Consider the following 14,069-nt stretch of genomic DNA (forward strand, 5'->3'; position numbering starts at 1 on the left):
AAACTAAGAATGCGAAAATTTTCTGGAAATATTGCTGTTCGCAAAAATATAAGCTTGCAACTGACTGGTAAATTTTTTCCTTATGGCTCAACGAACAATTTAATGGTAAAGTTAGAGGAATACTTAAAAGCGAGTAGGTGGACAAATGATCGAAGTAAAAACATCTCCGCTGAGTAACGGAGAATTCAATAGAGGAGTTTTTGCCACAAGAGATATTAAAAAAGGAACGCTTCTGCATGAGGCCCCTGTTATTTCATACCCAAATGATCAGCATGAGCATATCGAAAAAACGATTCTTGCCGATTATGCTTTTGAGTATGGAAAAAATCATTCAGCAATTCTGTTAGGGTATGGTATGCTTTTCAATCATTCATATGAACCGAATGCCATTTATGAGATTAATTTTGAAAATCACACTTTTGAGTTCTATGCTTTTAAAGATATCAAGGCTGGAGATGAGATTTTAATTAATTACAACGGTGATGTCGATGACAAAGAACGATTATGGTTTGATCAAGGCTAAAATCTTCAAAAACAATCATCAGCGGAAATGCGAAATATGCCAACCGCCAAAAACTTCACGCTAACAAAAGAATGGAGTTGATTCTATGAGCAAAGGAAAAGGTGGAACAGGTCGCGGAACAGGAAAAAAGGGCTGGAATCGCTGGCAGGCTAGTGCAAACAAAGCAAAAAGTGCGAAGCCTTATAAAAGTAAAGGCACGAAGATTCGAAAGGAAAACTCAGAATAAACCGTCATCACATGAAAGACAAATTCCATTTGACAGTAATTCAAAAATCAATTATTTTTAAAGTACCAATAACGAGAGGGTGACCCAATAAACATGAAGTTCTAATCCTATTTTTCGAAAAGACGAATTGAAGGTTTCAAAAAACACAGTGACTCGGCTGCTTTTTGTGTTGTCTTCAATTTAGATTTTCAGAATAGGATTAGATTTCCTGTTGTTGTCCTCACAACGACAGCTTCTTTGCGCAGCCATGCGCCTCCTATTCTGAATATAGGAGGCGTTTTTTGTCTCCTCATACTTTTGCAATGGAGATGATCGTATGCTTTTAGAAGCGATTGGCATAAAGTTTTATATCAAGGATCAACTATTATTAGATATTGAGCGCATTCAAGTTAATCAAGATGAGCGCATCGGCCTGATTGGCAAAAACGGAACTGGTAAGACCACTTTATTAGAGGTGCTCGCAGGAAAAAAACAGGCTGAAGAAGGAATGATCCAACTGAATAGCACATGTGAGCTTTTACCTCAGCTCAAGCGTTCTAACACCACTAAAAGTGGTGGTGAAGTGACGCAAGAATATATTATTGAGGCACTGGCGAGAAATCCGGAAATATTGTTAGCAGATGAACCGACTACCCATTTAGATACAGAGCATATTGAATGGTTAGAAAAAAAGTTGAGAGCCTGGCAAGGCGCCATCCTCTTGGTATCCCATGACAGAGCCTTTTTAGATGCCCTCTGCACCTCGATTTGGGAGCTTGAAAATGGTTGCATTAAAGAGTACAACGGCAATTATTCGGACTATTTGGAGCAGAAGGAGCTTGAATTACGGAGCCATGCAGCAGCCTATGAAAAATATGAACAAAAGAAAAAACAATTGGAAGAAGCATTGATTTTAAAAGAAAAGAAGGCAGCACGCGCAACAAAAGCACCGAAAAAAGGAATTGAGTCGAAAAAGGTGAAGCCGTATTTTGCCAAAAAACAAAAAAAGTTGCAAGCAGTTGCGAAATCAATTGAAACGAGATTGGAAAAACTCGAAAAGGTGGAAAAAATCAAGGAAACTTCCCCCATACAGATGGCATTGCCTAACGAAGAAGCCTTCACTGGCAGAACGATCCTCCGTGTCCTCAATGTAGCAGGAGGGTTTGTCAACCGTGTTCTCTGGAAAAAAGCGAGCTTCGAGGTGCGCGGCGGTGACAAACTAGCCATCGTTGGAGCAAATGGAAGCGGGAAAACGACGTTACTGAAGAAAATCATTGAAAATGACGTCGGAATCACGCTTTCACCCGCTGTAAAATATGGTTATTTCAGTCAAACAATCGATCTTTTAGATTCTGAAAAATCGATTTTAGAAAATGTACAAATTTCATCCGAGCAAACGGAGACCTTCATCCGCATCGTTTTAGCACGGCTCCATTTTTTCCGGGAGGATGTCTACAAACAAGTTAAAGTTCTTAGTGGCGGCGAACGTGTCAAAGTCGCCCTCGCCAAGTTATTCGTCAGTAATATTAATACACTTATTCTGGACGAACCAACCAACTTTCTTGATATCGAGGCCGTTGAAGCATTGGAGTCCTTGCTGATGGAATATAGAGGAACAATCATTTTCGTCTCCCACGACCGCCGCTTCATTGAAAAAATTGCAACAAGAATATTGACGATAGAAAATGAAGAGCTCCGTGTATTCGAAGGCACATATCAGGAATTCAAAAATTATGAGCCACGCTCAGAAGAAGAAGATAATCTTCTCCTTCTGGAAACGAAGATCACTGAAGTGTTGAGCAGATTAAGCATTGAACCGAGTGCCGAACTCGAACAAGAATTCCAAAGATTGCTGGCTAGTAAAAGAAAAGCGTTAGAGAAGTAAAGAACAAAAGCGCATGGCGAAAAATGGTCCCTGCCATGATGAACAAAAGCGCTTTTCTTCATGCTCATCGTCGGCCAAGCGATTATTGGCTGTTTTTACGGCAACTACGGTGCAAGCCACTTATGGAGGCTTCAGGTAATTAATCCGGTTATTCACCTTAACTCATAGCAATGACAAAGGTGATCGGGAATTCCGTCCGATCACCTTTGTTTGACCAAAAGTCTATTATTCATGATATTGCTACCGCTGATTCATCCGTCCAGCCTTTACAGACATCAACCCAATCCTGTGCTCCTGCGTATTCCTGAATTTCTTCACACGAAAGTTCAATCGCTGAATTTGTGCTCCCGCATGCTGGAAATAAGGTGTCAAAGCGTTTCATCGAAACATCAAGATAAACATCCAAATTATTCGCTAAACCGAAAGGACAAACTCCACCGATCTTATGTCCAGTTTGTGCAAATACTTCGTCCGGAGATAGCATCCGAGCTTTAAAACCAAAAGTCTTGCGAAACTTTTTGTTGTCTATTTTCGCATCTCCAGCAGCGACCACAAGAATCGCTTGCTCCCCTTCTCCTCGAAAAGAAAGGGTTTTGGCAATCCTAGCCGGAATGACCCCAATGGCTTCCGCAGCCATATCGACAGTTGCACTCGATTGTTCAAAAATTTGCACATCTGTATCCCGATTCCATTTCTTAAAATGTTCTAATACACTTTCTAATGACATCGAGCTCCCTCCCAGCTTTTTACCATATAATAACACGCTTTAATGCAGTGAAGCAATCGTTGTGAACATTAATGCTAACGGCCAAACAGTCTTCTCCAAAATCCCTTTTTCACTTGCGTGTCAGGCTTTTCGCTTACTAACGGCTCCTGCTCTTCCTTTTTTTCTATTAATACTCCTTTTTCCTTTGCTTCCTTAATCCAGCTCGGAAATTCAGTCAGAAGCATATCATAGAGTTGTTCATCAGAGATAGCATCGACATCTTCAATATGAATAAAGTTCGCATTATCAACAAAGCGGCCCTCAAGTGTATCTATTTTTCGCAAAAAATCGAAATTACCATTGCCGATCCCAACAAATTGCCAAAATAGTGGTTTAATAGACGTCCCTTCAATGATCGATTTAATCGATTTTTGACAACCACCATCATTAATAAAAACAATAAAAGCAGGGTCGTCACTTATCTCCTCCTCCGTATATTTCTTGACAACATCCTTCATCACAGGCGGTTCATCATTTCTTCCAAATTTATGTATCAGTTCATTCTCAAGAATGTGCCGATTTACATATCCTTCGAAATCCCGTTCCGTTACCGGTTTCAATCTCGAAAACTCGTTGTCATACACCCAAATATCCAAAGCACCATCATCATCAAATTGTGAAGCAACCGCAAGTATGCGCTCCACCACTTTTTGAACCGTACCATTTTTGTATAAAGTTCGCATTGAACCTGTAATATCCAGAACCAATCCGACTCGGGCTCTCACTGTCATCAATTTCTTTTTTTCCAAAATAATTTTTACTGCTTTCTTTTGCAAGTCAATTGTCGCCATTTTATTCCTCCTCCCATATTTCTTCCATCATAGCGCAAAGTAAAATAAAGGAATTAAAGTAGTGCTAATTTGATGCTTTTTTCCTAAAAAAATTATAACCAGCTTTCTGGAGTTAAAAATACTACGACAACAACACAAATAAATATAAACGCAAGCAAAATTAATAGTTTCATTAGCCCTCTCTTACTCAGGCCATTATTTTCAGTCGATTCTTTTCGCGTGATCATTAGTCCAATGAAGATTCCAATAATGACAATCGCTAGCAGAAAGTAACCTCCCATGACATAAATCCCTCCAATTTAGTAGATTCTAGAATAAACAACGAATGAGATAAATACGGTACAGATAATTAATGCCGTTAAAATATGCAGTAATTCATTGGCAGCCAATGTAAAAAATTCTATTTGCAAACCTAAATTAAAAATAATTAAGTACACCATTAAAGCAATTACAGAAAAGAACATCCCTTTTTCTCTTATCAGCTTCATCCGCTCATCCTTCTGCTGAAAATGTGGTGAAAGATAGCTTAAGCAAAAGCACATTACTGTCAGCGCAAACATTAATAAAAAGCTTGTATGAAACGGTTCATCTGCCACAAGATTGGTAACTAATAGCAAGCCTCCAATGGCAAAAAAGAACAGGCCGAGAATTAAAAACAAGATTCTATTGTTTCGCATCTCTTTTCCCCCTTTTCTCTTCTTCAAAAACAAATAATTCCTCAATCGTGGTATTAAACGTTTTAGCAAGCAGAAATGCAAGTGGAAGCGAAGGCGAGTATTTTCCCTTTTCAATCGAAATAATCGTCTGTCTTGAAACCCCTAATTTTTCAGCAAGACGATCTTGGGACAAACCATATTTTTTTCGATATTCAACTACATGATTTTTCAATAACAACCACCTACCCTACTTTTAGTATAAATGTAAAATAAACTTTACGTCAAGTTTCCTTTACATTCAATCAATAAAAAAGTTCAGAGCTTTGACAACTCTAAACTCAAGAATGTCCGGGGTAATCAAGGTTTTCTTATAACAATTCCTTTATACGTTTCATGACTGAATGAATCGTTAACCGATGAAATGAAATGAGCTCGCCTTTAAATACAACGGAGAAAATCCCATAAGGAGTTGGCGACAGTTCCATTAATTCTGTCCTATCTTTAAAATCGATCATTTTCACATCTAGTCCTAATTTTTGTGCCCCTATTTTTATGTTTTCGGTCGCAACCTCAACATAAGGACATTGAAAAGAGCGTAATATCGTAAGAACAGTGAATTTCTTTAACCTCTCATCCCAGTTGGTCGGGAAGACTGGCAGTGGTGCGTCTTTAGCAAACTGATATACGAGTAACTCAAAGTTATATGGAGCTGTGTCCACTAATGTGAAACCATTTTTCAAAAAAATGTCCTTGCTTGGTGTCCAGGAAGTGTGGGAGTTGGTCACTACAACTACACCATATTTAGACTCTTTTTTGGCATCTTCAAGGCATCTATGAAGCAATTTACTGCCGTAGCCTTTACCTGTTTCGCTTACCCATAAGCAATGGATCACTAAATAGTTATCAGCATGAACAACTCTGGAAGAATGTTGTGATTCCGTATATTCAATAAAACCGACTTGTTTCTTATGTTCAAGTAACTGAATATATTTTAATCCTTCTTCAAATTGAGCATTCAACCACTTATTTTTATTTATGTATCCCGTTGATTTCTTCTTGCTTCTTAAACAATAGCTCCCCATTCCTTCGAGAAATTCCGTATCTAATTCTATCAATTCTAAATGGGACTCCTTTTTAGGCAACCGGTGTCCCATTTGGAACCTCCTCATCGATACTCAACAGCACGACATCATCTGCCTCTGGAACTCCCCCAAGTACCAATACTTCTGATTTAAAACCGGCAATTCTCCGCGGAGGAAAATTGACTACCGCTACTATTTGTCGTCCGATGATCTGTTCAGGGGTATACCGTTTCGTAATTTGTGCAGATGAGCGTTTGATTCCTAGTTCACCAAAATCAATTTCCAATTTAAGCGCTGGCTTTCGTGCCTCTGGAAACGGCTCCGCCTTTACTATCGTACCGACACGCAAATCCAACTTCATAAAATCTTCAATCGTTGCCATTTTTATCTCCTCCTATGACTTTCATTTTAATGAAGTGAGCAAAATGAAGCAATATTATGACCATTTTATCGCATAATAGAGATTGAGGTGAAATCATGTACAAGCTATTATCACATAATGATTTAGATGGGGTTGGATGCGGAATCCTTGCGAAACTGACCTTTGGCAAGGACGTACAGGTTCGTTACAACTCAATTGCTGCATTAAATCGGGAAGTGGAATCGTTTTTTGAGAATGATGATCCAGAAACATTTCTTTTTATAACCGACTTATCTATGAACGAAAAAAATGAAAAAAACATAGAGGCCTTTTATCAATCAGGGGGAAAAGTGCAGCTTATTGACCATCACAAAACATCCCTAAATTATAATCAATATGATTGGGGGAACGTTGTCGTTGAAGATGACGATGGGAAGCCTGCTTCAGCAACCTCCCTTTTTTATCACTATTTGGTTAATAGAGGCCATTTATCGAAAACAGAAGCGTTGGACGAATTTGTTGAGCTCATCCGCCAATATGATACATGGGAATGGGAAAAGAACAATAATCAGCAAGCTCAACGCCTTAACGCACTCTTCTTCCTTGTTTCAATTGATGAGTTCGAGGAAACGATGCTTGAGCGCCTTAAATCATTTGACCATTTTCAATTTGATGATTTTGAGAAAAAAATTTTAGATATGGAAGAGGGGAAAATTAAGCGCTACATTCGCCGAAAAAGAAGGGAGATCGTTCAAACACAAATCAACGATCATTTTGCCGGTGTCGTCTATGCTGAATCCTACCATTCTGAGCTTGGAAACGAACTGGGCAAAGAATATCCACACTTAGATTATATCGCTATTATCAATATGGGAGGAAAACGATTAGGCTTTCGTACGATTCATGATCATGTAGACGTTTCGGAGATTGCAGGACAATTAGGTGGAGGCGGACATGCAAAAGCAGCGGGATGCACGCTGACTGAAAACGCCTATAAGTTGTATGTTAGCAACACCTTTCAACTTGAGCCCCTGCGTGAAGATGCAAAAAATAACCGTTACAACCTAAAGGATTGCTCCTTTGGAACGCTGTATTTAAATCGCCGCGAAGATCATTTTTTCATTCGCCCAAACACGGATTCTGAATGGACAATCGAAAAAAATCGCATGCAAAAAGCTCAAACATTCCCCAGCTTTACGGAAGCTGAGAAATTTCTTAAACGTACTGAAGCTTGCTGGTTAACAGATGACGATCATTTTGTAAACTACTTAAAAAATGAAGTGAAAAAACGAAAATGAGGGTCTTTCTATTGGAAACCCTCATTCTTACGAATATTTGACCCTATTTTTGAACGCAAGCAAGCATAATCATACGGCTTATTAGTCATTTCTGCCTTTCAAAGGCAAAAATGGCTTTGAATAAAACTTGCAAAATTAGATATATCAGCGATTTTTTTCATATATCGGCGAAAAATGAAATATATCGGCGAAAATCGGAATATATCAGCGAAAAAACAATTATATCGGCGAAACGCCAAAATCACGACCAAAAGGCCACCAGAAAGACCAATTTTATTTTTTTAACAACAAATACATAAAATACGGTGCACCAATTAACGCAACCATAATACCTGCAGGAACTCCATCCGGTTCAACAAGATTTCTGCCAATCGTATCTGCCAAAGTAAGGAGCCAGCCTCCGAGCAAAATTGCTACCGGAATATAAAGCTGATTTCTAGGACCTACTAGTGCTTTAGCAATATGGGGGGCCATTAAACCAATAAAGGCGATCCCGCCCGTTACTGAAACAGCGGCTGCGGCCAATGCAACTGCGGCCAACAGCAAGGTAACTCTTTCCTTTTCTACTGCTACACCTACACCCACTGCAACTGGCTCACTCACCCCTAACAAATTTAAGCGGTTAGCACGATACAGGGTAAAAGGTACCAACACAATCAGCCACGGCAAAATGGCCAAAATAAACGGCCAATCTGCACCCCATATATTCCCGTTCAGCCACTTAGCGATAAAATCGACCTTAAATGGGTCAACTGCTGAGAAAATGATAATCATCACACCGGAAAACGCCATGGAAAAACCGACACCAATTAATACTAACCTTACAGGCTGCAGACCTGTTTTACGATCATAGGAAAAAAGATAAAGGAGTGCTGCCGTCAACATCGCACCAGCAAAAGCGACAACTGGCAATAGATAGACAAATGAACCACTGCTTACTGGAATAAACAGATAAAAAATAGCAACTCCTAGCCCAGCACCAGCATTTATCCCGATAATCCCTGGATCCGCTAAATCATTGCGTGTAATCCCCTGTAAAATGGAACCTGATAAAGCAAGAGCCATCCCTGCCAGTAAGGTGACAATCAATCTTGGCATCCGAACGGAGAAAATAACGAACTCTTCTTTAAATGTTCCTTGACCTAATAAAGTGGGGATAAGGCGCTCAAAAGAAACAGATGAACTGCCAATTCCCATGCCAATCACTGCAGTTGCTATAATCACAATGGTTAAGACCAACATTGTTAGCCTTTGTTTTTTAACAACACTTGGATGAATCATGTGAATGCTTTCCCTCCTTTACGAACAATGAAAAGGAAGAATGGTAATCCTAAAATGGACACGATTGCAGCAACCGGCGTTTCATATGGAGCGCTAATCGTCCGCCCAAGAGTATCTGCCAACAGCATAAAGCCTCCGCCGACAATGATCGACATCGGAATAATAAAGCGATAGTCCGTTCCCACGACTGCCCGTACGATATGAGGCACCATGAGCCCAATAAAGGCCATATTCCCAATTAACGCTACTGCGGCTCCAGCAAGAATAATAATAATAAAAAACAAAATTGCTTTCACTTGAGTTGTTTTCTGTCCTAACCCAACTGCCACCTCTTCATTTAAGCTTAAAATCGTCAGTTGTTTAGAAAGGAATAGAGCAAGCAATAGGCCGATCACAATAAATGGAACAATAACTTGAAGCTGACTCCAAGTAGTGCCCACCAAACCACCCGCCGTCCACATTGAGACATTTTTTGAAATCTTAAAATAGAGCCCGATCCCTTCAGCAATCGCTGTTAAAAAAGCAGAAACAGCCGCTCCAGCTAACACGATGCGAAAAGGAGAGAAACCGCCTTTTTTCACTGCCCCAAGACCTATTACCATGGCAGTTCCTACCCCAGCTCCGATAAAGCAAGCAATCATAATGCTAAAATAATTAGCTGTTGGAATAAAGGCCAATGTTACCGCTAAGGCGACGTTTGCCCCCGCTGTTAAACCAAGCAGACCTGGATCTGCTAACGGATTACGGGTCACCCCCTGCATAATTGCCCCTGAAACAGCAAGCGCTGCTCCAACAAATGCCGCAGCAACTTCACGTGGCAGGCGGATCTCACGAATCATCGCCAGCTTGTCCCCGGTTTCATTCGTTACTAAGGCGAACCAAATATCTTTCAATGTTGTATCTGCTGCTCCGAAAACGAGAGCAGCAGCAAATACAGCAATTAAGAGCACAATTCCTATTATTAGCTTGTATGTAAATGGAATGAAAGGTTTATATTGTCTCGTCATCCGTCTCTCTTCTTTCGTGGATTTGAACGTGTGCACAAAACAAGGAATTCTCGATAAAAGAATTCCTTGTTTTGTCCGTTCATCATTTGCTATTTAAAAAGCTTTCCGTAAAGAATTCCAATTGAAAGTCTAATGTAATTGGATCATTGAAGTAGAATTCTGAAGCCTCCACTTCGAAAACCCGCTCATTTTTTACTGCTGGAATATTTTTATAAGTTTCCGTCTCTTTAAAAGAATTATCCACACCATCTGAGCTTAAAATAATGTAATCTCCGGAATACTCTGGAATAACTTCCGTTGATAATGCATAGTATCCTTCTTTTAACGCCATTTCCTTAACTTTTTCAGGCATCTCTAACTTCATTTCTTGATATAAAATCTCTGTACCGCGGCCCCAGTTGTCACCGAACACATAGAGCTGTTTATCATATCTTTCAAATACAGATACGGTTGCATCTTCACCTATTTTTGCTTTAATATCTTCCCCAGCCTGAGCAGCACGCTTTTTGAAATCCTCGACCCATGCTTTTGCCTCTTCTTCTTTATTTAATAACTTTCCAATTTCGATATGCTGGGTTAAGTAATCCACATTTCCATACGTATATGTTACCGTCGGAGCAATCTCCGCTAATTTATCAAGATTATTGTTTGTTGAAGCAGCGATAATTAAATCCGGCTCCAATTCAATAATTTTTTCTAAATTTTCGTCGGTTACCTCCTCTGCATCCGTTAAATAAGATTCATAGCGTTTATTCGCTTTTGACCATGAATCGACACCGACAATATTCACATCAAGCGCCATTACACTGCCTGCATTAGCTAGAGCAACTACACGCTGAGGGTTTGCCGGCACTTCAATTGGACCGTTCTCTGATTCATATGTTCTCATCTCAGATGCTTTTTGCTCTTCCCCTGCTTCTTTTTCACCGTCTGCATTAGATTCTTTATTGCCACAGGCGCTAATAACGAGCACCGCCAACAGCATAAATGGAATGAGTAATTTCTTCATCATTTTCTTCTCCCTTAAGTAAATTATATGTGATACACATTGGTTTATTTGTTCGTGGATCGCGTCCTATTTCAGCATCGATAGAAAATACTTTCTTCAATACCTCCCGGTTGATCACTTCTTCACAACCTCCTGCTTTGACAATTTCTCCGCCCTTTAATGCGATCATATAGTCCGCAAAACGGGCTGCTTGGTTTAAATCATGAAGTACCATGACGATTGTACGACCTTGCTCAACATTCAGCTTCTGGAGTAACTCCAATACTTCTAGCTGATGCGCCATATCAAGATACGTTGTCGGCTCATCAAGGAAAATAATTTCTGTTTCCTGTGCTAACGCCATCGCAATCCAGACGCGCTGCCTTTGCCCACCTGATAAAGAATCAACTGGTCGATATTTGAAATCCTTTGTTCCAGTCACTTCTAACGCCCAATCGATGGCTTCATAATCTTTTTTTGTAAGACGACCGAATCCTTTTTGATAAGGGAAACGCCCATAGGATACTAGTTCACCTACTGTTAAGCCACTAGCGCTTTCTGGAGTCTGTGGAAGGATAGCCATTTTCTTGGCCAATTCCTTTGTACTTCCTTTAATGATATTTTCTCCATCTAAGATCACCGTTCCAGATTGGTGAGGAATGATCCGTGTAATCGCCTTCAAAAGTGTAGATTTCCCACACCCATTTGAGCCAATAATCGTCGTAATTTGGTGATCTGGGATTTCCACATTGAGCCCGTTAACGATTAAACGTTCACCATAGCCAATGCTTAAGTCCTTCGTTCTTAGGCGAACCATTTCCATACCTCCTTATATAAGCATATATTTCCAATTGATAATGATTTTCATTACTGTTATGAGGTAAATATAATGGGATTTGCACCATACTGTCAATATTTTTATGAGTATTTCAAAAAAAATTCACTTTCATAGAAAGTTTCTTTTTTATCTATTGCTAATTTGGAAAAAGACGTTTATAGTTAAATGAGAATGATAATCAATAACACTTGAGGTGAACGAAAATGGATAAACAAGAGCTATATGATATTACCATTGTTGGAGGCGGCCCAGCAGGACTCTATTCTGCTTTTTACAGCGGCCTTAGAGAAATGAAAACAAAAATAATTGAATTTCAGCCACAGCTTGGTGGAAAGCTTCATGTTTATCCAGAAAAAATGATCTGGGATGTAGGGGGATTAACACCTACTTCAGGAGAGAATCTCATTAAACAGCTTGTTCAACAAGGATTGACCTTTAATCCAACGGTTGTATTAAATGAAAAAGTGGAAGCTCTTTCACAAGACGAAAACGGCGTTTTTATCTTGCAGGGTTCATCAGGTCAAATGCATTATTCAAAAACTGTCATTATGGCGGTCGGCGGGGGAATATTAAAACCGCAAAAACTGCAAATTGAAGGTGCAGAGCGGTTTGAAATTACAAATTTAAATTATACAGTTAAATCACTCAGAAGATTTAAAGATAAAACGATTCTTATTTCAGGTGGAGGGAACTCTGCCATCGATTGGGCAAATGAATTAGAACCGATTGCTAAAAAGGTCTACCTCACTTATCGGAAAGACAATTTATCCGCTCATGAGGCTCAGGTATCTCAACTCCTAAGTGGATCAGTCGAATGCTTCTTTAACTCAGAAATCACCAAGCTTATTGCCGATAACAGTCATGAATACATTCATGGCGTGGAATTAACCAACCATGAAACAGGTGAAGTATCTTATGTCGAAGTCGATGACGTCATCATCAACCACGGCTATGAACGAGATGCTGCCCTTTTAAAAGAAAGTCAACTTGAAGTAGAGCTCGTGGATGATTTTTATATTGCAGGAAATACAACATGTGAATCCTCAATACCTGGCTTGTATGCGGCAGGAGACATTGTCTCTTACGAAGGAAAAGTCCATTTAATTGCTGGTGCCTTCCAAGATGCCGTTAATGCTGTCAACAAAGCGAAGCAATTTATTCAACCTGATGCAGCAAAAGGCGGTATGGTTTCCTCGCATAACGAACTTTTTAAAAAGCGTAATCGCGAGCTCGTTAAACAACTTGTTCAATAATTATCAAGGTCAAGGCTAAATTGATTTTTGCTCATTTTCTCCATCTTTCCACATAACTGAAAGGTTTTAAATGAATGAGCCAAAAATATCGTTTGTATAACCATTTTGTTTCCAATGCCATTATCAAAAGTGGAGCTTCTGTGGGCTTCACTTTTTCTATTTTTCTTTTTCAAGCAATCAAATTTTTGGAATTTCCTGAAAGAAATGTGCATAATAGAATTCGTAGTGGTTTAGTTAAATATGATTAGGAGGGTACACAAAATGCCAAAAAATCTGCAAGATACTACCACATTGCATAACGGAGTAAAAATGCCTTGGTTTGGCCTTGGCGTCTTTAAAGTAAAAGAAGGTTCCGAAGTGGTTGAAGCTGTAAAAGCTGCAATCAAAAATGGTTACATAAGCATTGATACGGCTGCCATTTATCAAAATGAAGAAGGCGTAGGACAAGGAATTAGAGAATCTGGAGTTGCCAGAGATTCCTTATTCGTGACTTCAAAAGTTTGGAATTCAGATCAAGGCTATGAATCGACATTGCAAGCATTTGAGACAAGCCTGCAAAAGCTTGGTATGGACTATTTAGATCTTTATCTCATTCACTGGCCTGGAAAAGACAGTGCTAAATATAAAGAAACATGGAGAGCGTTAGAGAAGCTTTACAAGGATGGAAAAGTCCGTGCAATTGGTGTTAGTAACTTCCACGTTCACCATCTGGAGGATCTAATTGCTGATGCAGAAATTAAACCGATGGTCAACCAAGTGGAATATCATCCGCATTTAGCTCAATTAGAGCTTCGTGATTATTGCAAAAAGCAAGGAATTCAATTAGAAGCATGGTCACCCCTTAAGCAAGGACAGCTTTTAAATGAACCAACCATTGTAGAAATTGCAGATAAGTATCAAAAATCCCCTGCCCAAATTATTTTACGCTGGGATCTGCAAAACGAAGTGGTCACGATTCCAAAATCCATTAAAGAACATCGCATCATTGAAAATGCAGACATTTTTGATTTTGAGCTAGCACCTGAAGATATGGCAAAGTTAGATGGGCTCAACAAAAATGAACGTGTTGGTTCAAATCCAGATGAATTCGAGGTTGGATTCCAATAAGGAATCCCTTGTCTCATTAGAAGGCCAT

Annotated in this window: 17 protein-coding genes; 6 read left to right on the forward strand and 11 right to left on the reverse strand. The window is 39.5% G+C overall.

Features of this window, described 5'->3' with window-relative positions; translation table 11 throughout:
• Window positions 1-145 precede the first annotated feature (145 nt).
• The 3 genes from NST02_RS00365 to NST02_RS00375 all read left to right on the forward strand — a co-directional run bounded on the left by NST02_RS00365 (window position 146) and on the right by NST02_RS00375 (window position 2,613).
• Complete coding sequence (locus NST02_RS00365; RefSeq protein WP_137744421.1) at window positions 146-523, forward strand: SET domain-containing protein; 378 nt, start codon at window positions 146-148, stop codon at window positions 521-523.
• An 85-nt stretch (window positions 524-608) separates the two neighbouring features.
• Complete coding sequence (locus NST02_RS00370; RefSeq protein ID WP_095311662.1) at window positions 609-749, forward strand: DUF3934 family protein; 141 nt, start codon at window positions 609-611, stop codon at window positions 747-749.
• A 316-nt stretch (window positions 750-1,065) separates the two neighbouring features.
• Entirely contained in the window at window positions 1,066-2,613 is a 1,548-nt protein-coding gene (locus NST02_RS00375; RefSeq protein WP_340947599.1) for a Vga family ABC-F type ribosomal protection protein, read from the forward strand.
• Between the two features lie 229 nt (window positions 2,614-2,842).
• On the opposite strand, the gene NST02_RS00380 is transcribed toward NST02_RS00375, so the two are convergent.
• The 7 genes from NST02_RS00380 to csaA form a co-directional block, all read right to left on the reverse strand.
• Window positions 2,843-3,340, reverse strand: a complete 498-nt coding sequence (locus NST02_RS00380; protein WP_095311656.1) for a YbaK/EbsC family protein — start codon at window positions 3,338-3,340, stop codon at window positions 2,843-2,845.
• Window positions 3,341-3,414: 74 nt separating this feature from the next.
• Window positions 3,415-4,170, reverse strand: a complete 756-nt coding sequence (locus NST02_RS00385) for a vWA domain-containing protein (protein ID WP_340947601.1) — start codon at window positions 4,168-4,170, stop codon at window positions 3,415-3,417.
• A gap of 92 nt (window positions 4,171-4,262) precedes the next feature.
• Window positions 4,263-4,451, reverse strand: coding sequence for a hypothetical protein (locus NST02_RS00390; RefSeq protein ID WP_137744424.1), 189 nt, complete (start codon window positions 4,449-4,451; stop codon window positions 4,263-4,265).
• Window positions 4,452-4,469: 18 nt separating this feature from the next.
• Window positions 4,470-4,847 carry a permease gene (locus NST02_RS00395; RefSeq protein WP_212934179.1) on the reverse strand — a complete coding sequence of 126 codons (378 nt, stop codon included), beginning with the start codon at window positions 4,845-4,847 and terminating at the stop codon, window positions 4,470-4,472.
• Window positions 4,834-5,058 (reverse strand): helix-turn-helix transcriptional regulator, encoded by a 225-nt coding sequence (locus NST02_RS00400; protein WP_212934178.1) that lies wholly within the window; start codon window positions 5,056-5,058, stop codon window positions 4,834-4,836. The genes NST02_RS00395 and NST02_RS00400 overlap by 14 nt, the downstream gene beginning before the upstream one ends.
• A gap of 136 nt (window positions 5,059-5,194) precedes the next feature.
• Window positions 5,195-5,980, reverse strand: a complete 786-nt coding sequence (locus tag NST02_RS00405) for a GNAT family N-acetyltransferase (protein ID WP_212934177.1) — start codon at window positions 5,978-5,980, stop codon at window positions 5,195-5,197.
• Entirely contained in the window at window positions 5,961-6,290 is a 330-nt protein-coding gene (gene csaA, locus NST02_RS00410) for a chaperone CsaA (RefSeq protein ID WP_095311642.1), read from the reverse strand. The genes NST02_RS00405 and csaA overlap by 20 nt, the downstream gene beginning before the upstream one ends.
• Before the next feature lie 95 nt (window positions 6,291-6,385).
• Here csaA and NST02_RS00415 point away from each other — a divergent pair, with 95 nt between their 5' ends.
• Window positions 6,386-7,567, forward strand: a complete 1,182-nt coding sequence (locus tag NST02_RS00415; protein WP_340947610.1) for a DHH family phosphoesterase — start codon at window positions 6,386-6,388, stop codon at window positions 7,565-7,567.
• Window positions 7,568-7,840: 273 nt separating this feature from the next.
• Here NST02_RS00415 and NST02_RS00420 read toward each other — a convergent pair whose 3' ends face one another.
• The 4 genes from NST02_RS00420 to NST02_RS00435 all read right to left on the reverse strand — a co-directional run bounded on the left by NST02_RS00420 (window position 7,841) and on the right by NST02_RS00435 (window position 11,660).
• Window positions 7,841-8,848, reverse strand: coding sequence for a FecCD family ABC transporter permease (locus NST02_RS00420; RefSeq protein ID WP_137744429.1), 1,008 nt, complete (start codon window positions 8,846-8,848; stop codon window positions 7,841-7,843).
• Window positions 8,845-9,855, reverse strand: coding sequence for a FecCD family ABC transporter permease (locus NST02_RS00425; protein ID WP_340947613.1), 1,011 nt, complete (start codon window positions 9,853-9,855; stop codon window positions 8,845-8,847). Before NST02_RS00425 ends, NST02_RS00420 begins: the two co-directional genes overlap by 4 nt.
• Window positions 9,856-9,937: 82 nt before the next feature.
• On the reverse strand, window positions 9,938-10,864 hold the full coding sequence (locus tag NST02_RS00430; protein WP_095311633.1) for an iron-hydroxamate ABC transporter substrate-binding protein: 927 nt from the start codon (window positions 10,862-10,864) through the stop codon (window positions 9,938-9,940).
• Window positions 10,815-11,660 (reverse strand): ABC transporter ATP-binding protein, encoded by an 846-nt coding sequence (locus NST02_RS00435; RefSeq protein ID WP_095311631.1) that lies wholly within the window; start codon window positions 11,658-11,660, stop codon window positions 10,815-10,817. Before NST02_RS00435 ends, NST02_RS00430 begins: the two co-directional genes overlap by 50 nt.
• Window positions 11,661-11,884: 224 nt before the next feature.
• Between NST02_RS00435 and NST02_RS00440 the strand changes: the two genes are divergently transcribed.
• Window positions 11,885-12,934, forward strand: a complete 1,050-nt coding sequence (locus NST02_RS00440) for an NAD(P)/FAD-dependent oxidoreductase (RefSeq protein WP_340947615.1) — start codon at window positions 11,885-11,887, stop codon at window positions 12,932-12,934.
• Window positions 12,935-13,195: 261 nt separating this feature from the next.
• Window positions 13,196-14,041, forward strand: coding sequence for an aldo/keto reductase (locus NST02_RS00445; RefSeq protein ID WP_137744431.1), 846 nt, complete (start codon window positions 13,196-13,198; stop codon window positions 14,039-14,041).
• The last annotated feature ends 28 nt before the right edge of the window (window positions 14,042-14,069 follow it).

Source organism: Robertmurraya sp. FSL W8-0741 (assembly GCF_038004005.1).
Lineage (GTDB): Bacteria > Bacillota > Bacilli > Bacillales > Cytobacillaceae > Robertmurraya > Robertmurraya siralis.

What these genes read in the sequence shown, in the direction of transcription:
- NST02_RS00365 (WP_137744421.1), top strand. Translation starts at nt 146, where the DNA reads ATGATCGAAGTAAAAACATCTCCGCTGAGTAACGGAGAATTCAATAGA.
- NST02_RS00435 (WP_095311631.1), bottom strand. Translation starts at nt 11,660, where the DNA reads ATGGTTCGCCTAAGAACGAAGGACTTAAGCATTGGCTATGGTGAACGT.
- NST02_RS00405 (WP_212934177.1), bottom strand. Translation starts at nt 5,980, where the DNA reads ATGGGACACCGGTTGCCTAAAAAGGAGTCCCATTTAGAATTGATAGAA.
- NST02_RS00395 (WP_212934179.1), bottom strand. Translation starts at nt 4,847, where the DNA reads ATGCGAAACAATAGAATCTTGTTTTTAATTCTCGGCCTGTTCTTTTTT.
- NST02_RS00440 (WP_340947615.1), top strand. Translation starts at nt 11,885, where the DNA reads ATGGATAAACAAGAGCTATATGATATTACCATTGTTGGAGGCGGCCCA.
- NST02_RS00390 (WP_137744424.1), bottom strand. Translation starts at nt 4,451, where the DNA reads ATGGGAGGTTACTTTCTGCTAGCGATTGTCATTATTGGAATCTTCATT.
- csaA (WP_095311642.1), bottom strand. Translation starts at nt 6,290, where the DNA reads ATGGCAACGATTGAAGATTTTATGAAGTTGGATTTGCGTGTCGGTACG.
- NST02_RS00375 (WP_340947599.1), top strand. Translation starts at nt 1,066, where the DNA reads ATGCTTTTAGAAGCGATTGGCATAAAGTTTTATATCAAGGATCAACTA.
- NST02_RS00430 (WP_095311633.1), bottom strand. Translation starts at nt 10,864, where the DNA reads ATGAAGAAATTACTCATTCCATTTATGCTGTTGGCGGTGCTCGTTATT.
- NST02_RS00420 (WP_137744429.1), bottom strand. Translation starts at nt 8,848, where the DNA reads ATGATTCATCCAAGTGTTGTTAAAAAACAAAGGCTAACAATGTTGGTC.
- NST02_RS00425 (WP_340947613.1), bottom strand. Translation starts at nt 9,855, where the DNA reads ATGACGAGACAATATAAACCTTTCATTCCATTTACATACAAGCTAATA.
- NST02_RS00385 (WP_340947601.1), bottom strand. Translation starts at nt 4,170, where the DNA reads ATGGCGACAATTGACTTGCAAAAGAAAGCAGTAAAAATTATTTTGGAA.
- NST02_RS00415 (WP_340947610.1), top strand. Translation starts at nt 6,386, where the DNA reads ATGTACAAGCTATTATCACATAATGATTTAGATGGGGTTGGATGCGGA.
- NST02_RS00445 (WP_137744431.1), top strand. Translation starts at nt 13,196, where the DNA reads ATGCCAAAAAATCTGCAAGATACTACCACATTGCATAACGGAGTAAAA.
- NST02_RS00380 (WP_095311656.1), bottom strand. Translation starts at nt 3,340, where the DNA reads ATGTCATTAGAAAGTGTATTAGAACATTTTAAGAAATGGAATCGGGAT.
- NST02_RS00370 (WP_095311662.1), top strand. Translation starts at nt 609, where the DNA reads ATGAGCAAAGGAAAAGGTGGAACAGGTCGCGGAACAGGAAAAAAGGGC.